Raw genomic sequence first — 18,472 nt, 5'->3', positions numbered from 1 at the left:
GTCGCTACGGCCAGGTCGAGTGAAGCGGCGCAACTCGCTGTGTCCCGAACCACCCTGGCGGCAGTTACCTGGGGGAGCACCCGGAAGAACGTGGAGGAGAGTCATGTTCCCCATCGACCCGCCCAGGGCACCACGGCAGCCCACCGCGGTCGCCCTGTACGCGGCCGACCCCGATCCCGGCACGGTCCGGGGGATGCTTGCGGCCGCGGCTGGCGTCGCCGTAGCGCGCGGCTGGACGGTTGCGGACGGCGGTGCAGTCTCCGATGACTGCCTGCTGACGCAGGCGCCGCAGACCCGGCCGGGCTGGAACCGCCTCCGCGAGCTCGCCGAGCTGCGCCGGATCACCATCGTCCTCGTCCCGGCCCTTGGACACATCGGATTCACCTGGGCTGTATGGCTCGCTGAACAGCGGTTTCTGCACTGCCGTGGAGTGTCCGTCGTCTCCGTCGAGCCGATGCTCGACGCCATCATGACGGGAGAGAACCGGTGACGTACGGCAGCATCGTCCACGACCCAACCAGCTCCCTGGACGCCGACATCCCGCTCGACCGCAGCCTCCACGAACAGCTCGCGGCCACAGTGCTCAGCTGGACGCCGGGGGATGACAGCCTCCCGCCCACGGCCGACATCGAGCAGGTCGCACTCCGGCTCACCGGCTACGCCAACCTCCTTGTCCGCGAAGTGCAGTCGACAGCCATGGCGCTGCCGCGAGACGGACAGGCGTCCACCGTGGCGGCCCGGACGCTGGCGCACATCGCGATCGGGGAGGCCATCAGGCGCCTGAGCGTCCCGCCGGTTCCCGGGCGGCATCCCCTGCGGGTGGCCCAGTCCCAGGCCCGGCTCGTACGGGCCTTGCACGTCGCGCTCGACCGCGTCCTTGCCGCGGCGCCCGTCAGCGTAACGAGCCCGTGAAACCGCTGCGCGCCGGCCCCGCCCGGACGGGGCCGGCGCGCAGCACGGGGCCCGCCTGCCAGGGGTGGACCCCCCACAGCCCCCGCACCCGCGCCGGAAGGCAAGGAGTGCGGGCGCGGAGCCCCTTCGAGCGAGCGCCTCGCGCCGTTGGAGGTCTCCGCACGCAGCATCGCCCCGGACACCTCCCCACCCGGGAGGGCCGGGGGCACCTTCACTGAGCCCGAGAAGGAGCCCTGTCATGCCTCTGCTGAGCGAGATGGACCGCAACAGCGCCATCGCCCTGCTGAACCAGCTCGTCACCGTCGGCGTCGACTTCAAGCTCGACGACCAGGTGACCCGCAAGCGCCTCGCCCCCGCCGAGATCCGCGACCTCCTGGTCACCGACCTGCCCGAGAGGTCGACCGGCGTCCCCTCCGTGGTGCAGGAGCTCGTGGAAACGGTCCTGCCGATGTGCAACAACGAGGCCTCCCCGCGCTTCCTCGGCTTCGGGCACACGGGCGCCGACGTCGCCGCACTGGCCGGCGGGCTGCTCGCCCTGTTCGCCCAGCAGAACCTCATCAACCAGTCCTTCGCCGCCCCCTCAGCCACCTTCACCGAGATCGCCGTCATCCGCTGGCTGCGCGACCTCATCGGCTTCACCAACCCAGCCGTCACCGACGTGAAGACCGTGTGGGACGTCGGCGGCGTCACCACCTACGGCGGCACCGGCTCCAACACCACCGCCATGATGCTGGCCCGCGAGAACATCGCCCCCGGCACCATGCACGAAGGAGTCACCGACGCCACCCGCAACATCGTCGTCCCCGCCGGCATCGGCCACTACAGCGTGAAGAGCGCGCTGGAATGGATCGGCTGCGGCGGCCGCGTCATCGAGGTACCGACCAAGGGCTACCGGTACGACCGCACCGCCCTGGACCGCACACTGAGAGACCGGCAGGGCGAGATCATGTCCGTGGTCGCCTACACCGGCGACAGCCGCACCCACACCGTGGAAGACCTCCGTGCCGTCCACGACATCACCCGCAGCATCGACCCCCAGATCTGGCTTCACGCGGACGCCTGCTGGGGCCTGATGTGCGCCTTCACGCCCGAACTCGGCCACAAGCTCGCCGGGATCGAGGACTTCGACTCCATCACCGTCGACCCCCACAAGGTCATGGACATCCCGTACGCGATGTCCGCCCTCCTCGTCCGCGACCCCGCCTCGCTGCGGCTCGTGTCCTCCTACTCGGACCTGATCATGCAGGAGGACTTCGCGTTCGGGCAGGTCACCCCCTTCATCGGCACCAAGGAATGGTCGTCGATCAAGCTCTGGGCGATGATGCGCGCCCACGGCCGCCGAGGCCTCGCCGACCTCATGCGCCGCCGCCTCATCACGACCCGCACCTTCACCGGCCTCGTCGACGACAACCCCCACCTCCTGCGGCTGAACGACCCCGACATGACCGCCGTCGTGTTCATGTACCTGCCCACCAGCCACGACCCCCTCCATCCCGACATCGAGCGGATCAACACGATCAGCAAGGCCATCCACGCGCGGATCCTGGACGAGGGCCGCTGGCACTTCCACCAGTTCTCCCTCCCCGACGACACCGGCCGCATCCAGCAGGGCGCCACGCTCCACCCGCTGCGCTTCATGGGCAACAACGGCCGCATCGCCGAGAGCCACATGCGCGACGCCCTCGCCTACGTCACCGGCCTCGGCCGGGCCCTGGAGCAGCAGTGAGCACCCACCTGTTCACTGCGGCCGCAGCCCTGCACCCGGCCCGCGACGGCTACGCCCTCGCGTACGGCTCGCACGCGACCCGCCCCAGGCCCGCATCCGACCTCGACCTCCTCTACACCGGGACCGCCCCCCTGCCGGCCGCCCGCCTCGCGCGTCTCATCGACGGAGTCAAGCGGCTCCACGCCGACCACGGCCTGGACATCGACGAGGAGGTCGCCTTCACGTCCAAGCTCTACGCCACCACCCGGGAGATCGAGAACGCAGCCCGTCTCGGCGGCTTCGACGGCGTCACCGACTACGCCACACCCGTCGGAGACCCCGACGCCCTGAACTCGCCCCGGTTCAAGGCACGCCTCCTCCTCAACGCCCTGACCACACCCCACGTCTTCCTGACTGGAGACGTCCACAGCTACCGCCGACACGTCGTCGCCGCGGAACGAGGAGCCGCGCTCCTTGCCCTGAGGATCACCGGCGCCGGAAAAATCCCTCTTGCCCGGGCTGCACACGCCCTACTCTCGTCACCAGAGGGCCTGACAGAGAAGCACTTTCTCGGCTACCGGCACGAGACCCACCTCCACGCGGTACTGCACCGGGGCCTGCTCCACCTGGCCCAGGAAGGCCAAGTCTGCATCGACCGCGACACCATCACCTGGAGAGCGACGTGACCACACCCACCCGGGACGACCTCCCGCCCGCGCTCCGCGAGCGGATCGCCGGCCAGCTTGCCGTCACCGGCCCGGCCCAGCCCGTGGCCGGCGGATACACCCCCGGCGTCCGCGTCCGCATGCCCCAGGCCGACGGCCGCGCCGCCTTCGTCAAGGCCATCCGAACCACCGACCCGTTCGCCGCCACCTACCGCACCGAAGCGGCCATCAACCGCGCCCTCCCCCAGGGGCCCGGCCCCCGACTCCTGGCCGACACGGACGCCGACGGCTGGGTCGTCCTCGCCTTCGAGCACATCGACGGCCGACACCCCGAACTCACGCCCGGCTCCCCAGACCTGCCGCTTCTCCTGGACGCCGTCACCACCCTCCACGACACCCTCACCCCGAGCCCCTACCAGGACGCACCGAACTTCGCCGACCACCCGGTCGTCGAACGAGCCGCGGAGCACCACGAGGCGATGAGGGGCGACACACTCCTGCACTGCGACATCCGCACGGACAACCTCCTGCTCGACGACGCCAACGTCCGCTTCGTCGACTGGGCCAGTGCCCACCGGGGAGCCGCCTGGCTCGACATCGCGCTCCTCGTTCCCCAACTCATCCTGGCCGGCCACGGACCCGAGGACGCGGAGAAGCACGCCGCCCAGGTCCCCGCCTATCGCAACGCACCCGAGGCGGCGGTCACCGCCTTCGCCTCCTCGATCACCGCCTACTGGGCCGATCGCGCCGACCAAGGCGGCCCCGAGCTGCGCCAGTACCGCCAACGCGCCCGTGAAGCAGGGCGAGCGTGGGAAGCGCACCGCAGGTAGCTCCTGGGAGGTCGGAACGCCCCCAGAGTCAGCAGGCGCCAGCCGCCTAGCGCCACCCAATCCACGCATGGGCGCACCCACATGAGCTGAGCCCCGGCGCCAGACGGCCGGGGATCAGTCCGCTGAGTAGGAACGGTCTGCCTGGTGTTCTATCCACCCTGGGGGAAGTACGGCGGGGCCCAGCCGAGGTACGTGGCGCCCCACACGGATTCGATATCGCCCGCGTCAACGACATCGATGTAGCCCTTGCGCCGGATGTCGTTGGAGGCGATCTTCCCGCCGCCGAGGTACAGCGCGACGTGACCGGCCCGCTGTCCGGTGTCCCAGTACATCAGCGCCCCGGGCGGCGGCCTGCGGTCGCGGTCGTGGCGCAGGGCAGCGGGCATCTGCCAGTAGTGATCGACGGCGTACTGGACGCCGGAGTAGGACCAGCCGTAGGTCCGGGCAACGAACGCGAGACAGGCCCGGTACCAGTTCCGGCCCCCACTGACGGCCTCTCGGCGCGCCCAGGCGATCGCCGCGGCTGTAGAGCGGGGGTTCCTGACAGAAGTGGGCCAGCCGGCACTGCCGTCATGGAACACGGGGCTGCCCGGCGAGTTTCCATGGCCGACACCAGAACGGCTGAGCTGATCGTAGGCACGGACGTGCCCGATGACCTCGGTCGCGTACGTCCCGGACTGGTTGTAGCGGAGCACCGCCTTGCGCAGCTGCGCCTCGTCGGTGAGATTGTTGTGTCCCGTGCCGCACAGATAGAACGCGGTGGCCTGGGCCGCATCGAAGATGTTGTGCGGGTCGCGGATGCCGTCGCCGTTGCCGTCCTGCCCGGAAGGCCCCTGCCAGGTGGAGGGGATGAACTGCATAGGGCCCACCGCCCGGTCGAAGACGGCATCGCCGTCGAGGGTGCCGTTGTCGGTGTCGCTGTGGACGCTGGTGTTCCCGCCGGCGCCTGAGCCGTTGAGCGGCACGCCGAGGATCCTGGGCGTCACGTCACCGTTCGCCGCGACTCTGCGGCCGGCGGCGTGGCCGGACTCGACCTTGCCGATACCCGCGATGACGGACCAGCGCATCCCCAAGCACTTCGGGCGGAGCGTGGTGACGGCATCCGACGCTTTGACGTAGGCGCTGAGGACGACGGGACCGATCCCGGGGACGCTTGACGGCGTCGCGTCTGCCGGCCCTGGGGCGGACCTCCCGCTCTCTTCCTCGTTGCCGGTCGCCCCGCTGGCTACGGCGGCGATGAACAGGACGAGGAGTCCGATGACGAATGCCAGCGGGGCGAGGACGACCGAACCGACGGTCAGCGCTGTCTTCGTTGACGCGCTCATGGCCGGCCCGGGCGGCGCGGATTCGGCCTCACGGGCGGCGTCCTGCGTGCAGGGCGAGGCGTCCGAGCAGGAGTGGGCGGGGCAGCAGGAGGAGGCGTCTGCGGGGTCGGCGGGGCAGCGGGGGGCTGAGGTGGCGGGGGAGACGCGGGCTGCGGAGGCTGGGCCTGGAGGCGGTGCAGCCTCTGCCGGAGCATGGCCTGGGCCGGTCCGGCCGGAGGCTGCACGACCCGCGGTGGCGCCGGACGCCGACGCATGGCAGGCACGGCCGGTACAGCGGGTACGGCAGGAACGGGAGCAGGAGTGGCTGCGGGGGCGGGAGTGCGCGGGCGGGGTGCTGGACGCGGGCGCCGTGCGGGCGGGTAGGGGCCGGGCCTGTGCGGGGCGGTGTAGCGGCCCAGTCCGCCCCGGCCGGTCACGATCCGGCCGAGTGAGCGCAGGTTGTGGGTGTACTCCCCGCTGAAGTCCGCCACCGGTGCCACGACATTCTGATGGACCGCCTGGACCGCGCCCTGAACTCCGGCCACCGCGCTGCCGGCCACGGAGGCAACCTGGCTGGGCAGGGCCGCGGCCGCGGCACCGACCCGTCGGGCCGCGCGGGGTCCGTAGACCGGCAGACCGATGGTCGCCTTCAACCCGAACGCCGTCGTCTTCGCCGCGCCCTTGGCCCCGGCGAGGGCCGTGCGGCCGGCGAGGTTCGCCGTCCCGGCCACCGCCCGCCCGGCGCCGCTCAGAGCCTTGCCGCCCAGACGCGCGACCGCCCGGCTGGTCCCGGCCCGGCCGATGCCGACCCGGCCGATGCCGACGGCGGCGCTGGTGCCGCCGGTCGCGGCGAGCGCGCCGAGCATGAGCCCGCCCACCACCAGCTTCCGGCCCATGCTGCCGCGCTGTGGCCGGGCGAGCTCGGACGGAGAAACCGCCCCGCCGGCGATGCTGCTGCCGACCCGGGCCCGGGCGCGCGTGGCCAGGCCGCGGGTGGCACGGGTCAGTCGCTTTCGGTAGACGAAGGCGCCGACGACGACGCAGTCCAGGACGACGAAGCGGATGGTGATGCCGCCGGGGATGTCGGTGTCGGAGGCGTTGAGCACGGCGTTCACGACGACGACGAACACCGCGACGGCGGTGACGGAGACGATCAGGAGGGCCAGGGAGCGGGCGATGGCGGTCGCGCGGTCCCAGAGCCAGCCGCGCCCGGGCCCGGGCAGGACCCCGAAAGCCAGCGCGACCTTCGCGATCATCGCCTCGAGGGCGATCTGCAACTGGGCAAAGAGGAAGCTGAACGTCAGCACGATCATGAAGAAGCAGGTCAGGAATGCGGCGATGACCATGAAGAAGGCGCCGCCGACCTTCTCCATGCTGGCCTTCTTCGCCGACGCGGCGCCGTCCTTGACGCACGCGGCTTCGAACTCCTTCAAGGGCCCTTTGGCGGCGAGCTTCTCGCGGACGACCGTCTCAGCGGGCTGGGTCGCGGTGTCGACGAGGTCGCTGAGAGGGCCGCCGATGAAGGGAACGTCCTGGACGTACTTGTTGTCGGCGGCCAGGATCTCGTCGATCTTCTGGTCGAAGACGGCCTGGGAGATGCGGGACTGACGGAACAGCGTGCCGCACTGCGGGCCGCGGCCGCTCTTCGGGTCCTCGAAGGTCCGCCCGTAGGAGAGCATCATGGCCGGGCGGGCGACGAACGCGTCGACGAGGGCATCGGTGATGGGCCGGGCGATCGAGCCGGCCGAACTGCGCACCCGCTGTCCGACTGTCGAGCCCTGCCCGGCCTTCTCCCATGTGCTGCCTGCTGTCGTCGTGGCGGTGCCGCCGGCGTCGATGGCTTCCTTGTCCAGGACGAGCGCGGCGGTTTCCACCGCCAGGTCGCGGACTGTGGCGACCGCGCCGTGGTCCTTGGACAGCAGCATCTCGGGCGGCGAGGCGAGCGCGCCGATGGCGAGCGCGGAGATGACCATCGCCGCGGCCATCTCGCCCCAGCCGCGGGCCCGGTTGCCGAACATCAGGTGCCAGGAGGCCACCACGGCCGAGAACGTGAGGAACAGCGCGGGCAGCCCCAGCTGCATGATCACTCCGCCGTACAGCGACGTCGAGACCTGGAGTGCGGGCTTGAGGAGCAGGCCGGCCAGCGAGAACGACAGGGCCCAGGCGATGAGGAAGCAGGCGAAGGAGACCAGCCACTTGTTGCAGAGGAACATCATCTCGACGAGGAAATGCTCGACCTTGAGTTCCCAGTCGTTCCAGTCGCCGGTGTCGGCGTAGATCCGGTAGGCGGAAACAGGGATGTTGTTGCGGTCGGTGACCTCGAACGCGGACAGCACACCGCCCTGGGATGCCTGGGTCTTGAGGTACTTGTCCACCTCCTTGTCCCAGTCCTCCCGCGCCTTCTTCGCCTTCGCCGCCTTCTCGGCGGCTGCCTTCTTCTCCGCTTCCTCGCCGATCTCCTCCAGAGTGGTGCCGTTCTCGGGCGGGGTGAGGACCGGGCCGGGCGCGAGCGGGTTGTCCGGATCGACCGGCGGAGCGAGCGGCCAGGGCGCCGTCGGGGAGGGGGTGGGCGTGGCCCTTGGCGCGGCGGCGGCCACCGCAGTCAGCGTCAGAGATGCCACGCCTGCGAGCAGCAGCAGGACCACCGCGAGCAGCAGCGCCCGGCCCGGCCGCGCCCACCGCACCACTGCGACGGCACGGCCCCCGACACCCGCCCCCACACGTGTCGCGCTCCGCACGAGGCGCTGCTTTTGGGGCATCAGACTGTCTGCCGCACGGGCTGGGAGTGAATGTTGTCGGCGGCAGCCTGGTCGGCGGGGATGACGACCTGCATGGTGCCGATCCGCCCGGTCAGATCGCGGTGCAGGCATTCGCCGGCACGCGCGGCGCGCTCCGCGTCGTTCATGTCCGGCCGGTTGGGGGACAGGCCGGTGGTGACCAGGTTCAGGAGGTCTTCGTCCTCGGGGTTGCAGCCCAGGAACGCCAGGCCCCGCCGGGCGAGGTTGCGGTTGGTGTGCCGGAAGAGGAACTTGCGCGGGATCAGACCGCGCAGGATCTGGCCCTTTTCGCTGGAGGCGGGGCCGATGTCGTCCTCATCGTGCCCGCCGAACCAGGCGCCCGCGTTGTGCTTGCGGCCGTCCTTGACCAGCTCGATCGCCAGGTCCAGGCCCTCGGGGGAGGACGTGAGCCACCAGCACTCGTCCCACACCACGACCGCGAACTCATCCGGCTGCGCGTAGACGATCTTCCGGCACAGCGCGGCGATCAGATACATCACCGCACGGCCGAACGTCTTCTCGAACTGCAGCTTCTCCAGACGGCCCGCCTCGAGCTCGCTCTTCGACGGCAGCGCCAGCGACGCCACGGCGAAGACGACACTGTCGGCCCTCGAGTTGCGCACCACTGGCAAAGACTCGTCGAACACCGCGCGGGCGAGGTCCTTGCGGCGTACTGCCGCGAGCCGGCGGGCCGCCATCGCCGCGAACGTATCCCCGCCCGCGCCCCGGTTGGTGAGCTCTTCAACCAGGACCCGCATCGACGGGCCCGGTTCCTGAAGGACTGCTTCGATCGCCTCGGAGAGGGCGATGCCCTCCTCGCTCATCGGCGCCAGCCCCAGGAGCAGTGTGAGGAACGACTCGGTGAACCGCTGTGCCTCCGAGGCCTTGGTGAAGATCCGCAGCGGGTCCAGGGAGATCCGAGCCTGGTCGTCGATGGTGATGATCTCGCTCTCGCCGGGGCAGGCCTCGGCGAAGCGCACCCACTCCTGCTGCTCGGTCCGGTCCACCACCACAGCCCGCCCCCGCCTGACACCGCGAAGACGCCGCCCGGCGGCGAGCTCCGAGTACATGGCGCCTTTCATCCCCACCGACTTGCCACTGCCCAGCTCACCGACCCACGCGGCCGCCGCCGACACGTTCTCCCGCGGGCCGCGCGACCAGTCACACAGCACCGGCCGCACCCCGCCGTTCGCCAGCTGCAGCCCGTACAGAGGACCTGTCTCATCACCCAGCGCGCTGCCGGTGAACGGGCCGGCCATCGCGAAGTCACGCGCGAGGAGGTACTGCGAGTACTGGGCCATCACCGACGGTGTACGGGCGCCGGGCAGCATTCCGTACCAGAGGTTCTCCTGCTCCCCGAGCGGCCGGACATACGTGTACTCGCCGCCGGCGAAGTGACCGGCCAGCTCACCCGCCCGCCGTTCCGCCTCCTGCGGGGTGCCGCCCCACACGCACAGCGCGGTCATCGCCCGCACCTCCACTTCCGTCGTGGAGGACGTCAGGCGCTCACGGAACTCATCCAGGCCTGATGCAGCCTTGTCGACGCTGGCCGGCACCCCCGCCGTCTCCCCGCCGTACTCCTGATACTGGTTGGCGAGCTCTCTTGCCTGACGCCGGCTCTTGGCCTCCGCCGCCGCGCCGCCCTCCACCCGCAGACGCACCACCCAGTCCACAGGGAAGGAGAAGTCATCGAGCTGGCCGAGATACTCCGAGCCGGGAAACGCGAACGCCTCGGGCATCTCGGCGAGCGCCAGCATCGCCTGGTAGGACGGCCCCCACTCTGTCGTCACCTCCAGCCACCGCCGCGCGAACGGATTCCCCCACGCCTTCGTCCCGCGACCGCCCTCGGTGTCGCCGTCCTCGTCCTGCCAGGCAAGAAGGTGGCCGCCCTCGGCGAGGACCACCTGACCCAGCGCGGCCGCCCCCCGCCCACGCCCCCGCATGCGCCGCTCACCCTGAACCCCATCGGGCAAGGCCGGCTCGACCAGGCCGCGGCGCGCACTGTGCCCGTAGATCCACAGCACCTCCGCTGCCGACGCCGGACGGACACCGATCCCGGACGGCCACGTCGACGCCAGCCGCTCCGCCTGCCCAAGGCGCAGCTCCTCTTCACGCGCGGAAACGGGCCGGGGGAGCAGTCCCAGCGTCAGCGCGATTCCGGCGCGCGCGGCCGTGAACACCTCGCGCACCGACTCCGCCCGCTGCATCGGCAGGGGCAGGGCCAGCCAGTCCGACCGTCCCGTCAACTCCAGCTGCTCCAGCTGACCGCGCAGAACATCGACGCTTTCGCGATAGCGCGGCGAGGCCCCCATATCGATGTCCGCGCACATCTTCGCGACTACCGCGGCCGGGTCCACTGCCGGGCACAGGCTCAGCAGCATCGACTCTCCCCGCAGCTGCTTGACCAGCGCCTCCAGGGAGCCCAGCCGCTGCTGCTTGGCACGCCGCGAGGCGTGAGCCGTATCAGCGCCCTGCACCCGGAAGACCGCCCAGACCGTTCCCTGCGTCGTCCACACGACGTTCCCGGCCACGTGCCGGATCGGCATCCTCACCGCTCACACCCCGCCCTTCCGCTACGTGTCTGCCGAACCTGTCCGCCCTCATGACGCAACGCCAGAAGCCCCGCGGCCGCCGAAACCGGCCGCCCCACCCCCGATCCCGACGAATCAGCGACCTGCTCGGCCGCCGACTTGGCCACCCGGTCTCCCTGGTTCTCAGCCAGCCGCCGGACCTCCCGCAGGGACGCCGCCGGCGTCCAGGTCACGCTGCACACACCCACCAGCTGCCGACGCCCCCGCGGCCTCACCGGCCTGCCCCCGAGTCGGCCCCCGGCAGGCGCCACCACAGTCCCGCCCGCGCTCACGGCGGCCAGAAGCGGATTGCGCCCGTCGATGTGCACGTGACGCACCACCAGCGACAGCCCATACGGCACACCGATCGCGATCACCAGGTTCACCAGCCCGAAGTGCGCCCACACCGAGCGCGTCAGCATCAAGCCCCCGAACACCACGGCGAGCACGATCACCTGCGGCACCGTGTACGGCCCGCCCCAGATCGCGCCGCGTCCTCCCGGCCACATCCCGATCATCAGCGGGTGCCGCCGCGCCTTGGTGTAGCAGCGGCCGACCAGCACCTCGTCCTCGACGGAGGGCGTGTCCGCGCTCACAGCACCTCACCACCAGGACCGGCGTCCGCCGGCTCCACGACCCGGACGACCGCCGGCCCGCGCCCCTCGGTCACCGGCGGCGCAACGCCCCCGCCCGGCTTGATGGTCTCCCCGACGCTGTCGCGGAACGCGACCGCGTTCATCACCGCGAACCACAGCGCAGCCGCCCCCAGGAACGCCGCGCCCGCGGCCAGCAGCGAGTTCGTCTTCTTCCACGTCACGATGACGGAGACCACCAGCATCAGGGACATCACCGTGCCGGTCAGCAGGTTCCGGATCCTTGCCCCCAACCCGTCGACGTCCGTGACCACGTCCGCCAGTACCACCAGGCTGTCCATCAGTTACTCCCGTCCGTCGTCGCATCAGAACCAGCCGAGACGGCGAGGAGGGGAGCCGCTTCTACGGCCTCCACCTCCCATCGCCCATCCCGCGCCTTCAGCGCGAGCGCGTACGTCAGCGGCCGCTCGACGCCCGCGTGATCCGTCGCCGTGACGCCCAGCAGCAGCCGCCGCCGAGTACCGTCCGGGATCTCCGCGCCTTCGGGGAAAGCCGCCCCCGGGGCGTTCGTCCCGTACTCCGCGAGTCGGTCCAACCTGACCGACGCGTACGGCGCCGGCACGACCGGCGACAGCGTGCTGCCCGGAGACATGTACCGGTCCAGCTCACCCTCGCCCGCCAGGTACGACGACAAGAACCCCCCGAGCGTCCTCACCCCGGCGTCCGTCCGACGTGCCTCCGCCCACTGCCCATAGACGAGCGCGGGTGCCTTCCCCACCGGCGGCGCACTCACCTCGGCAGGCAGGGACACCGCCGTGAGCGTCCCGCCGGGCCCAGACCGCACCGGCACCCGGAAGTACCGCATCACCACATCAGTTCGCTCCGGTGCACCAGGCTTGTCAGGGGCGGCCTTGACCAGGCGGACACGAGCGGCGACCGTCACCGCCCAGTAGCCGTCCGAAACTGCACGCATCCGTACCGACGCGACCTGCTCCACCACCTGACTCCCGGGACCGGCAGAGAGCGCCAGCGTCTCGGCGCCGGGCAGGAAGGCCGCGAGCGAAGCCTGCGTCCCCTCCCCGGCTTCCAGGTAGGTGCTGACGAACAACTCCGCGAACCCGCCTGGACCTGCATCCGAGACACTGCTGGCCGCGGCTGCGGACCGCTCCGGGACCGCCGCCGTACCTGATGCCACGTCCGGCTGCGCCAGCAGCGCCCACGCGCCCAGTGCCGGCCCGGTCAGCAGCAGCACCCACGCCGAGCGCCGCAATACCGTCACCGCGTTCGCCGCAGCGCCGAGGGAACCCAGAGCCCACCCGCCAGCCTCCCCGGGCAGCACCACAGATTCCTCCTCCGGCCGACGCCCCACCACCGGACCGGACCGCCCGTCCGCACCGCCACGACCACGGATCGAGTCGTGCTCCCGGCGCTTCACGTCAGCGCCTCCCTCAGCAGCGCGGCGCGAGTGCGCCGGGTCTGCGCCGGCAACGCCGCCCACCGGGCAAACGCCGCACGCGCTCCCGGAGCCTCATCCCGCAGATAGGAGCGCATCGCCTCCTCCGTGTCCGCCGAGAACGGGGCGACCTCCAACAGCGCGGCCAGTTCCCCCAGCCGACGGCGGGCCCGCACCAGCACCGCCTCGTCCGTGTCCACCACAGCCGACACCTCCCATACCGGTTCACCGGCGGCCGATCCGCCGTGCCACCCCCGCAAGGAGCCGCCCCGGCCCGAACGTGACACCCCGGCACCCACCAATCCGCGGAACGTCACGCCGCCTGCACCCACTGCTCCGCGACCGACCGCAGCCGCGCAACGCTCCGACTGCGCCGCTTGCGCCACGTCACCGCCGAAACCCCCGCCTCCTGGGCCGCAGACCGGGACTCCTCACGCACCTCACCCGCGATCTGGCGCGCCCGCGCCTGCGTCAGCAAGCCCCTCCGCATTCCCCACAGCAGCAGTTCGGCCAGCTCAGCCTGAGCGGGATCCAGCTCCTCGCCAGCGTGCGCGAGTCCGCCAGCCACGGCCTGCTCCGTGAAGGCCTTACGGCATACGACGTCCGCGACGTTCTCGGCATCGGGAAGCTCCGCCAGCGCCGGATCCCACTCCAGCCCCTGCGGGTCGTCGTCCCGCAGCTCCCGGCTTGCCCGGTGCAACGTCTCCAGAAGCAGGTTCGCGGCGACCTTCCGGGCCCGGTGCAGCGGATAGCAGCGCACCACCCCGTACAAGCTCGCCACCACGACCTGACCGACCTCGTCGAAGTCCCGCCCGGGGCGCAGCAACGAGAGCGTCATCCGCACCGCCCCGTCCAACATCGCCTGGACGACCACCCGAGCCGCCAGCCGCGCCTCCGCGCCCTCACCCGAGGCCACCGCGAGAAGAGCCCGCATCCACCGGTCGCTGTGCTCACGGCCCAGCCGCCGATCCCGCACACCGATCCAGCCGAGCAGCTCCGCCAACTCCGCCGGACCCTCACCCCGGCACAGCACGCCAGCCTCCTCCAGCCAGCCCCGCACCCGCTCACCCGAGCCCGGCTCAGCACACACCAGCGCCCACTCGGCGTTCAGTCCCTTGAAGACACGGATGTCCACGACACGGCCCCACTCTCTCGATGACGTGTCGTCGACTGTCCTCAGCACCCCTGACCCAGAAGGTGACCCGGAACACCAAAGCTGCAGGTCAAACGGTTGCCCAATCGGAACCCCGCCCCCGAACCCCCAACGGGTCACTCCCTCCGGAGCCCTGGGTCACTTTCTGGAGCGCGGCGATTCACCGACGGATGCGTCTGTGCGGCTACTCCGCGCTGCGGTCGGAGGCGTCGCCGCCAACGTGACCACGAGGTACCTGCCGCTGGTAAGGCCCGTAGCGTCACGGCACGTGGAGCCGTCTCGTACTCTCACCACGTGACCCAGCTGACGCTCTTCGCCGCCTGCTACGGCATCGCCGCCGGGATCCTCATCCCGCGGGTCGCCTACCGTCTCTCTACGGAGGCTGGGACGCCCTGGCGTGCGAGCTGTCCGCAGGGCCACCCGATCCGTACCTGGGCCGGACTTGCCCGCTGCACAACCTGTGCTGCCCCCTACGGGCCATCCGCCCTTCCGGTCACGCTGACCACCACGCTGGGCTGCACGCTCCTTGCTCACGCCACCGGACCGCGCCCCGAGCTGATGATCTGGCTGCTTGCGGTGCCGGTTCTCGTTCTGCTGGGCGTGATCGATCTGATGGCGCATCGCCTGCCCAACGTCCTCACCCTGCCGCTAGCTGTCTCTGCCCTGGCCGGGCTCGGCGTCGCAGCTCTCCTCTCCAGAGCGGGCGGATCATTCACCGGGGCGCTTGGGGGCATGCTCGCGATGGCGGGCGGCTACCTTGTGCTCTTCTTGATCAGCCCGCGCAGTCTCGGATTCGGTGATGTGAAGCTCGCCCTGGCTCTGGGCGCCGTGCTCGGCTGGTACGGCTGGACGGCCCTGGCGGCGGGGGTGATGGCCGCGCAGGTTCTGGCCGGCGTCTACGCACTCGCGCTGCTCATGCTCCGCAAGGCCTCCCGCACGTCGGCCATCCCGTTCGGGCCCTTCCTCGCGAGCGGGACGCTACTCGGCATGCTCCTGGGCGCCGCCGGCGCTTGAACCCGGTTGCCTCACCAGTTGCCTTGCCGGTTGCCTCACTGGTTGCTTCACCTGTTGCCTCAATGGTTGCCTCATCGGTTGCCCACCTGTTTCACGGCACTGCTCGTCGCCCCAGGTCAACCCCTGTGGGTCACTCCTTAACGGCGCCGACACCTCTTTCTCCGCGATAGCCGGAGGAAGAGGCCTGCGTCTTCTCAGGGCCGGGCCCGGCCTGCACCAGCCCAGGCCAGCTCGGACCGGTCTCCACGGCTCGGTCCGTTCCTCGGCCCCGCTCCCTGCTCCCCGCTCCGGATCCGGGGCCGCTCGCTGCGCGGCCCCGGCCCGGACACCGCGTGCGCTCCCGCTCGAAGGCTGCGCCCGGACATGCCGAAGCGGCCCCGCCGGAAGGCGAGGCCGCTTGGTGTGGAGCTGATTCAGTGCATCTCCCAGTCGACGCAGCGGCGCTGGGGGAGCGGCGGCTCGACGCCGAGGCGCAGCGCAAGCCGGACCGCTGCGCGGTCCCGCTTGTGTGCCGCCTGCTGGTGAGGCTTCCTGCTCCCGTCCTTCAGGTGGGAGATCCAGGGCCGCTCCTGGAGCTGCAGGTGCGCGGGGCGGTCGTGGAAGGTACGGGCCATCTCGGGGCTCCTCGCTGTGGATTTGTCCAAGTGCGTGTTTCGCGGTCGCTGACCGGCTGCCACCGCCGATCAACTGAGACAACCATAACCACTACTCACCACTTTGGTCAAGTGGGGGTGCTGTGATGCCGCCGCGTGGCGCGGTGTGCGGGCGGCCGAATGGGTGAACGCGAAATCGGGGCGAGGAAAAGACCGTTCCAGCTTCCTGGAAGTGATGTGTGTAAGTTATAGTTGTCTTGTTGGTCGGGAGTGGCACCCGGCCAACACCCCCCGAACTCACAAGCTCCAGGGAGAAACCCGTGTCGAACTCCATGAAGATCACCGCCGGTCAGACCACCACCCGCACCCTGACCGACCTGATCCGCGCCATGGACGGCCAGCGCGCCACGACCATCACCTACATCGACAGCAAGGGTGACGAGTCGGTGCGCACCATCGAGATCCACAACATCCTCACCACCAGCAAGGGCGGCATCATCGTCCGCGCGATGTGCCGCACCCGGGGTGAGATGCGCACCTTCACCCTGGAGCAGATCAAGGCGTACACCGTCCACCGCATCCGCTTCGTCCTCGCGGTCCCGGAGGAGAACGCGGCGGATGTGACCCCCCTCGCCCACTTCGTCTTCACCGCGCAGGAGCTGGTTGACCTGGAGCTGGAGCGCGACTACCCGGCGCCCACGCTGAAGCTCGCCGCATAGGCGAGCGGGCCCGCCCCGGCGGGGCGGGCCCTCGCCACCGCGCCTGCCGCCGGGGGGTCGTACTCGTCCCGCCCCCGGCTTGCAGGAGGAGCCGAAATACAGGCGCCTCGCCCACGGGACCGCGTCGACAACAACACCGCCCCACAACCCGCCCTGACCTTCCCGGCTCATCACGCCGTCGAGCAACCCTGCTCAGCTTGGCGAGAGGACCCGGGGATCAGCCAGAAGAGAGGAAGACCTCCATGCGCAGCCATGAGTTCGGATTCCACGTCTCGGATATCGCCCACACGGCCGGACCACTCCTTGGCGACGACTGGCGGGCCGAGTCGGGCGCGTGGGGCACCTGCGGCTTCCTCCTCGCCCCCGACGACGAGGAGTACACGATTGGTGTCCTCGACCTCGGCCCCGGCTGCGTCGACCGTCCCCTATGCGTCCAGGACGCTCACGGGGACCGGCGCGTCCTGCCTGAGCTGACCATCGCCGACACCCTCGACGAGATCGCCCACGTGATCGCCCGAACCGTCCGCGACATGCGCTGACCCACTCAGTCGTCGTGTGGCTCCCTCGCGTGATCGTTCCACCCGACTTACAACCCGAAGGAGCTCCCTGTGAAGGACACCACCACGAACGCCACCCTCGCCTGCGCCGCGTGCGGCGGCCATGGCGTCTACGCCTCCACCCTGCCCGTCCCTGAGCCGCTCTACGGCGTCGAGTATCCGTTCAGCATCTCCGACATTGCCCACGCCACGGCCGCCCGCCTGACTGCCGATCTAGGCGACCAGTGGACGGCCGAGGCCGGGTACTGGGGCGTCACGGGTACCATCTCCGGGCCCTGCATCGCCTCCTTTACCTTCCGGATCGACTACGAGGGAGACCTCGTCATCGACTACGAGGGTCGTTACGTCGATGACGGTTTCCCCGAAGACCCGGAACTCCCTGAGAACGTCGTGCGTACCGACGATGGGGTAGCACTCATGGACGCCTGCGCCCCGGTCGGGCTTGACACCCTTGCCGAGCAGTCCGCTGCCGCGATCCGCGCCGTCATCGGCAGCTGAACTTCCTTCCGCTGCGGTGCGCCAGGGCCTGAAACGCCGTGTCTCCGGCTCGTTCGCAGGCTCCCAGTGACTGAGGGGAAAGCGGTGTGCGCCGCTTTCCCTCCCGGCCACCGCCAGGCTCCAGCCGAGCCCGGCGCCGGCGGCCGCAGTCTCCCTCGACACAGAAATCTGACGGGTAGTCACAGGTTGTGATCGTGATTGGGTGTTGGTATAGTTTTTTCATCGGGGCGGGGAGCCCCGAGGCGGCAGTGGCAGCCGCACACCGAAAACCGCACCACCCAAGGAGACCCGTGAACACCTCCCGCGCCGCGTACGCCGTCCTCGACACCGCCCGCCGCCTGTACCCCGAAGCCGCGACCGTGGACGTCTACAACTACGGCGGGACCACGCGCCTGGACGTGTTCAAGGCCGACACCGAGCAGGACCGGGCGCTCCCTCACTTCACCGTCCGCTCTGTCGGAGTGGCCTTGGACGCCGCCGCCGGAACGTACGCGGCCCTGGCCTTCGGCCCCCGCTCTGCCTGGCCCAAGCGCTTCACCATCACCCACACCGGGCCCCTCGACGTCGCCGACGCCGACCGGACCGCCGGGGACCACGTCTTCAACGGCCGCGCCTGGACCGGCATCGGCGAACAGGCCATCCAGGCGGCTCACCACGTGCTCGTCTACCGGCGAGACATGAACCGCTCCGAGACCCTGCGCATGGTCCTGCAGTACCAGTACGAAACGGCGGTCAGGAACCTGGAGCTGGCCACCCGTGCTCCGAAGGGATACCGCCACCTCTTCGCCCTTGCCCGCTCCATCGTCAAGCACAACCCCGTGAGCCCCGCCGCCGCATGGGTCGCGGCTGGCGCCGACACCCGGTAGGCAACGCCTCCGGCTCGGGCCCCCACGCGGGCCCGGGCTCCTCCCTGCGGTCAGGCCCTTCCCAGGGCCCCGGCCTGCGGCGCCTCCTGGCGGATGAGCCTGGGGGACTGACCCCCGGCCGTGTCCCGCCCCGGTGACGCGGGGCGGGACCAGCCTGGCTACGGCGAACCGCCGGGAGCGCCGCGCCGAGGAGCGTCGGCGCGGCCGACGAGACACATCAGAGACGCCCCCGCGGCAGTGGCAGCCGCGCACCCCGAACACGC

The 18,472-nt window shown here is 70.7% G+C and carries 19 protein-coding genes; 10 read left to right on the top strand and 9 right to left on the bottom strand.

Going from position 1 to position 18,472, the window contains the following annotated elements; genetic code table 11:
- Positions 1-103 precede the first annotated feature (103 nt).
- From AMK27_RS39570 to AMK27_RS39550, 5 genes are all read left to right on the top strand, one after another.
- Entirely contained in the window at positions 104-490 is a 387-nt protein-coding gene (locus AMK27_RS39570) for a hypothetical protein (protein WP_073919213.1), read from the top strand.
- Complete coding sequence (locus tag AMK27_RS39565; RefSeq protein WP_079188797.1) at positions 487-912, top strand: DUF6415 family natural product biosynthesis protein; 426 nt, start codon at positions 487-489, stop codon at positions 910-912. The genes AMK27_RS39570 and AMK27_RS39565 overlap by 4 nt, the downstream gene beginning before the upstream one ends.
- A 238-nt stretch (positions 913-1,150) precedes the next feature.
- Complete coding sequence (locus tag AMK27_RS39560) at positions 1,151-2,638, top strand: pyridoxal phosphate-dependent decarboxylase family protein (protein ID WP_198956022.1); 1,488 nt, start codon at positions 1,151-1,153, stop codon at positions 2,636-2,638.
- Positions 2,635-3,303, top strand: coding sequence for a hypothetical protein (locus AMK27_RS39555; protein ID WP_073919211.1), 669 nt, complete (start codon positions 2,635-2,637; stop codon positions 3,301-3,303). Before AMK27_RS39560 ends, AMK27_RS39555 begins: the two co-directional genes overlap by 4 nt.
- A complete protein-coding gene (locus AMK27_RS39550) occupies positions 3,300-4,112 on the top strand; it encodes a phosphotransferase (protein WP_073919210.1) in 813 nt (270 codons plus the stop codon). The genes AMK27_RS39555 and AMK27_RS39550 overlap by 4 nt, the downstream gene beginning before the upstream one ends.
- A gap of 149 nt (positions 4,113-4,261) precedes the next feature.
- On the opposite strand, the gene AMK27_RS39545 is transcribed toward AMK27_RS39550, so the two are convergent.
- The 8 genes from AMK27_RS39545 to AMK27_RS39510 all read right to left on the bottom strand — a co-directional run bounded on the left by AMK27_RS39545 (position 4,262) and on the right by AMK27_RS39510 (position 13,944).
- Positions 4,262-5,437 carry a hypothetical protein gene (locus tag AMK27_RS39545; RefSeq protein WP_073919208.1) on the bottom strand — a complete coding sequence of 392 codons (1,176 nt, stop codon included), beginning with the start codon at positions 5,435-5,437 and terminating at the stop codon, positions 4,262-4,264.
- Positions 5,434-8,100 carry a hypothetical protein gene (locus AMK27_RS42535; protein ID WP_143204940.1) on the bottom strand — a complete coding sequence of 889 codons (2,667 nt, stop codon included), beginning with the start codon at positions 8,098-8,100 and terminating at the stop codon, positions 5,434-5,436. The genes AMK27_RS39545 and AMK27_RS42535 overlap by 4 nt, the downstream gene beginning before the upstream one ends.
- Positions 8,101-8,174: 74 nt before the next feature.
- Entirely contained in the window at positions 8,175-10,739 is a 2,565-nt protein-coding gene (locus tag AMK27_RS39535) for an ATP-binding protein (RefSeq protein WP_241847786.1), read from the bottom strand.
- 2 nt (positions 10,740-10,741) lie between these two features.
- Complete coding sequence (locus AMK27_RS39530) at positions 10,742-11,359, bottom strand: hypothetical protein (protein WP_073919203.1); 618 nt, start codon at positions 11,357-11,359, stop codon at positions 10,742-10,744.
- Positions 11,356-11,697, bottom strand: a complete 342-nt coding sequence (locus tag AMK27_RS39525; RefSeq protein WP_073919202.1) for a hypothetical protein — start codon at positions 11,695-11,697, stop codon at positions 11,356-11,358. The genes AMK27_RS39530 and AMK27_RS39525 overlap by 4 nt, the downstream gene beginning before the upstream one ends.
- The gene (locus AMK27_RS39520) at positions 11,697-12,791 is read right to left on the bottom strand and encodes a conjugal transfer protein (protein ID WP_158076968.1); all 1,095 of its coding nucleotides are present in this window, start codon (positions 12,789-12,791) and stop codon (positions 11,697-11,699) included. The genes AMK27_RS39525 and AMK27_RS39520 overlap by 1 nt, the downstream gene beginning before the upstream one ends.
- Entirely contained in the window at positions 12,788-13,012 is a 225-nt protein-coding gene (locus tag AMK27_RS42530) for a hypothetical protein (RefSeq protein ID WP_073919200.1), read from the bottom strand. The genes AMK27_RS39520 and AMK27_RS42530 overlap by 4 nt, the downstream gene beginning before the upstream one ends.
- A 110-nt stretch (positions 13,013-13,122) precedes the next feature.
- Positions 13,123-13,944, bottom strand: a complete 822-nt coding sequence (locus AMK27_RS39510; RefSeq protein ID WP_241847778.1) for a hypothetical protein — start codon at positions 13,942-13,944, stop codon at positions 13,123-13,125.
- Positions 13,945-14,256: 312 nt separating this feature from the next.
- Here AMK27_RS39510 and AMK27_RS39505 point away from each other — a divergent pair, with 312 nt between their 5' ends.
- The gene (locus AMK27_RS39505; protein ID WP_073919199.1) at positions 14,257-14,976 is read left to right on the top strand and encodes a prepilin peptidase; all 720 of its coding nucleotides are present in this window, start codon (positions 14,257-14,259) and stop codon (positions 14,974-14,976) included.
- 413 nt (positions 14,977-15,389) lie between these two features.
- Here the strand turns inward: AMK27_RS39505 and AMK27_RS39500 are convergent, their stop codons facing one another.
- The gene (locus tag AMK27_RS39500; RefSeq protein ID WP_073919197.1) at positions 15,390-15,590 is read right to left on the bottom strand and encodes a hypothetical protein; all 201 of its coding nucleotides are present in this window, start codon (positions 15,588-15,590) and stop codon (positions 15,390-15,392) included.
- A 299-nt stretch (positions 15,591-15,889) separates the two neighbouring features.
- Here AMK27_RS39500 and AMK27_RS39495 point away from each other — a divergent pair, with 299 nt between their 5' ends.
- The 4 genes from AMK27_RS39495 (at position 15,890) to AMK27_RS39480 (ending at position 18,209) form a co-directional block, all read left to right on the top strand.
- Positions 15,890-16,288 (top strand): WYL domain-containing protein, encoded by a 399-nt coding sequence (locus AMK27_RS39495; protein ID WP_073919195.1) that lies wholly within the window; start codon positions 15,890-15,892, stop codon positions 16,286-16,288.
- Between the two features lie 242 nt (positions 16,289-16,530).
- Positions 16,531-16,827 carry a hypothetical protein gene (locus AMK27_RS39490; protein ID WP_073919194.1) on the top strand — a complete coding sequence of 99 codons (297 nt, stop codon included), beginning with the start codon at positions 16,531-16,533 and terminating at the stop codon, positions 16,825-16,827.
- 69 nt (positions 16,828-16,896) lie between these two features.
- Positions 16,897-17,343, top strand: a complete 447-nt coding sequence (locus tag AMK27_RS39485) for a hypothetical protein (protein WP_073919192.1) — start codon at positions 16,897-16,899, stop codon at positions 17,341-17,343.
- Positions 17,344-17,633: 290 nt separating this feature from the next.
- The gene (locus AMK27_RS39480; RefSeq protein ID WP_073919191.1) at positions 17,634-18,209 is read left to right on the top strand and encodes a hypothetical protein; all 576 of its coding nucleotides are present in this window, start codon (positions 17,634-17,636) and stop codon (positions 18,207-18,209) included.
- Positions 18,210-18,472 lie beyond the last annotated feature (263 nt).

This window comes from Streptomyces sp. CB02009, from assembly GCF_001905825.1.
Lineage (GTDB): Bacteria > Actinomycetota > Actinomycetes > Streptomycetales > Streptomycetaceae > Streptomyces.
The sequence above is the reverse complement of the archived record's forward strand: the minus strand, read 5'-3'. Positions and strand labels throughout refer to the sequence as shown.

What these genes read in the sequence shown, in the direction of transcription:
- AMK27_RS39570 (WP_073919213.1), top strand. Translation starts at nt 104, where the DNA reads ATGTTCCCCATCGACCCGCCCAGGGCACCACGGCAGCCCACCGCGGTC.
- AMK27_RS39560 (WP_198956022.1), top strand. Translation starts at nt 1,151, where the DNA reads ATGCCTCTGCTGAGCGAGATGGACCGCAACAGCGCCATCGCCCTGCTG.
- AMK27_RS39545 (WP_073919208.1), bottom strand. Translation starts at nt 5,437, where the DNA reads ATGAGCGCGTCAACGAAGACAGCGCTGACCGTCGGTTCGGTCGTCCTC.
- AMK27_RS39535 (WP_241847786.1), bottom strand. Translation starts at nt 10,739, where the DNA reads ATGCCGATCCGGCACGTGGCCGGGAACGTCGTGTGGACGACGCAGGGA.
- AMK27_RS39525 (WP_073919202.1), bottom strand. Translation starts at nt 11,697, where the DNA reads ATGGACAGCCTGGTGGTACTGGCGGACGTGGTCACGGACGTCGACGGG.
- AMK27_RS39500 (WP_073919197.1), bottom strand. Translation starts at nt 15,590, where the DNA reads ATGGCCCGTACCTTCCACGACCGCCCCGCGCACCTGCAGCTCCAGGAG.
- AMK27_RS39490 (WP_073919194.1), top strand. Translation starts at nt 16,531, where the DNA reads ATGCGCAGCCATGAGTTCGGATTCCACGTCTCGGATATCGCCCACACG.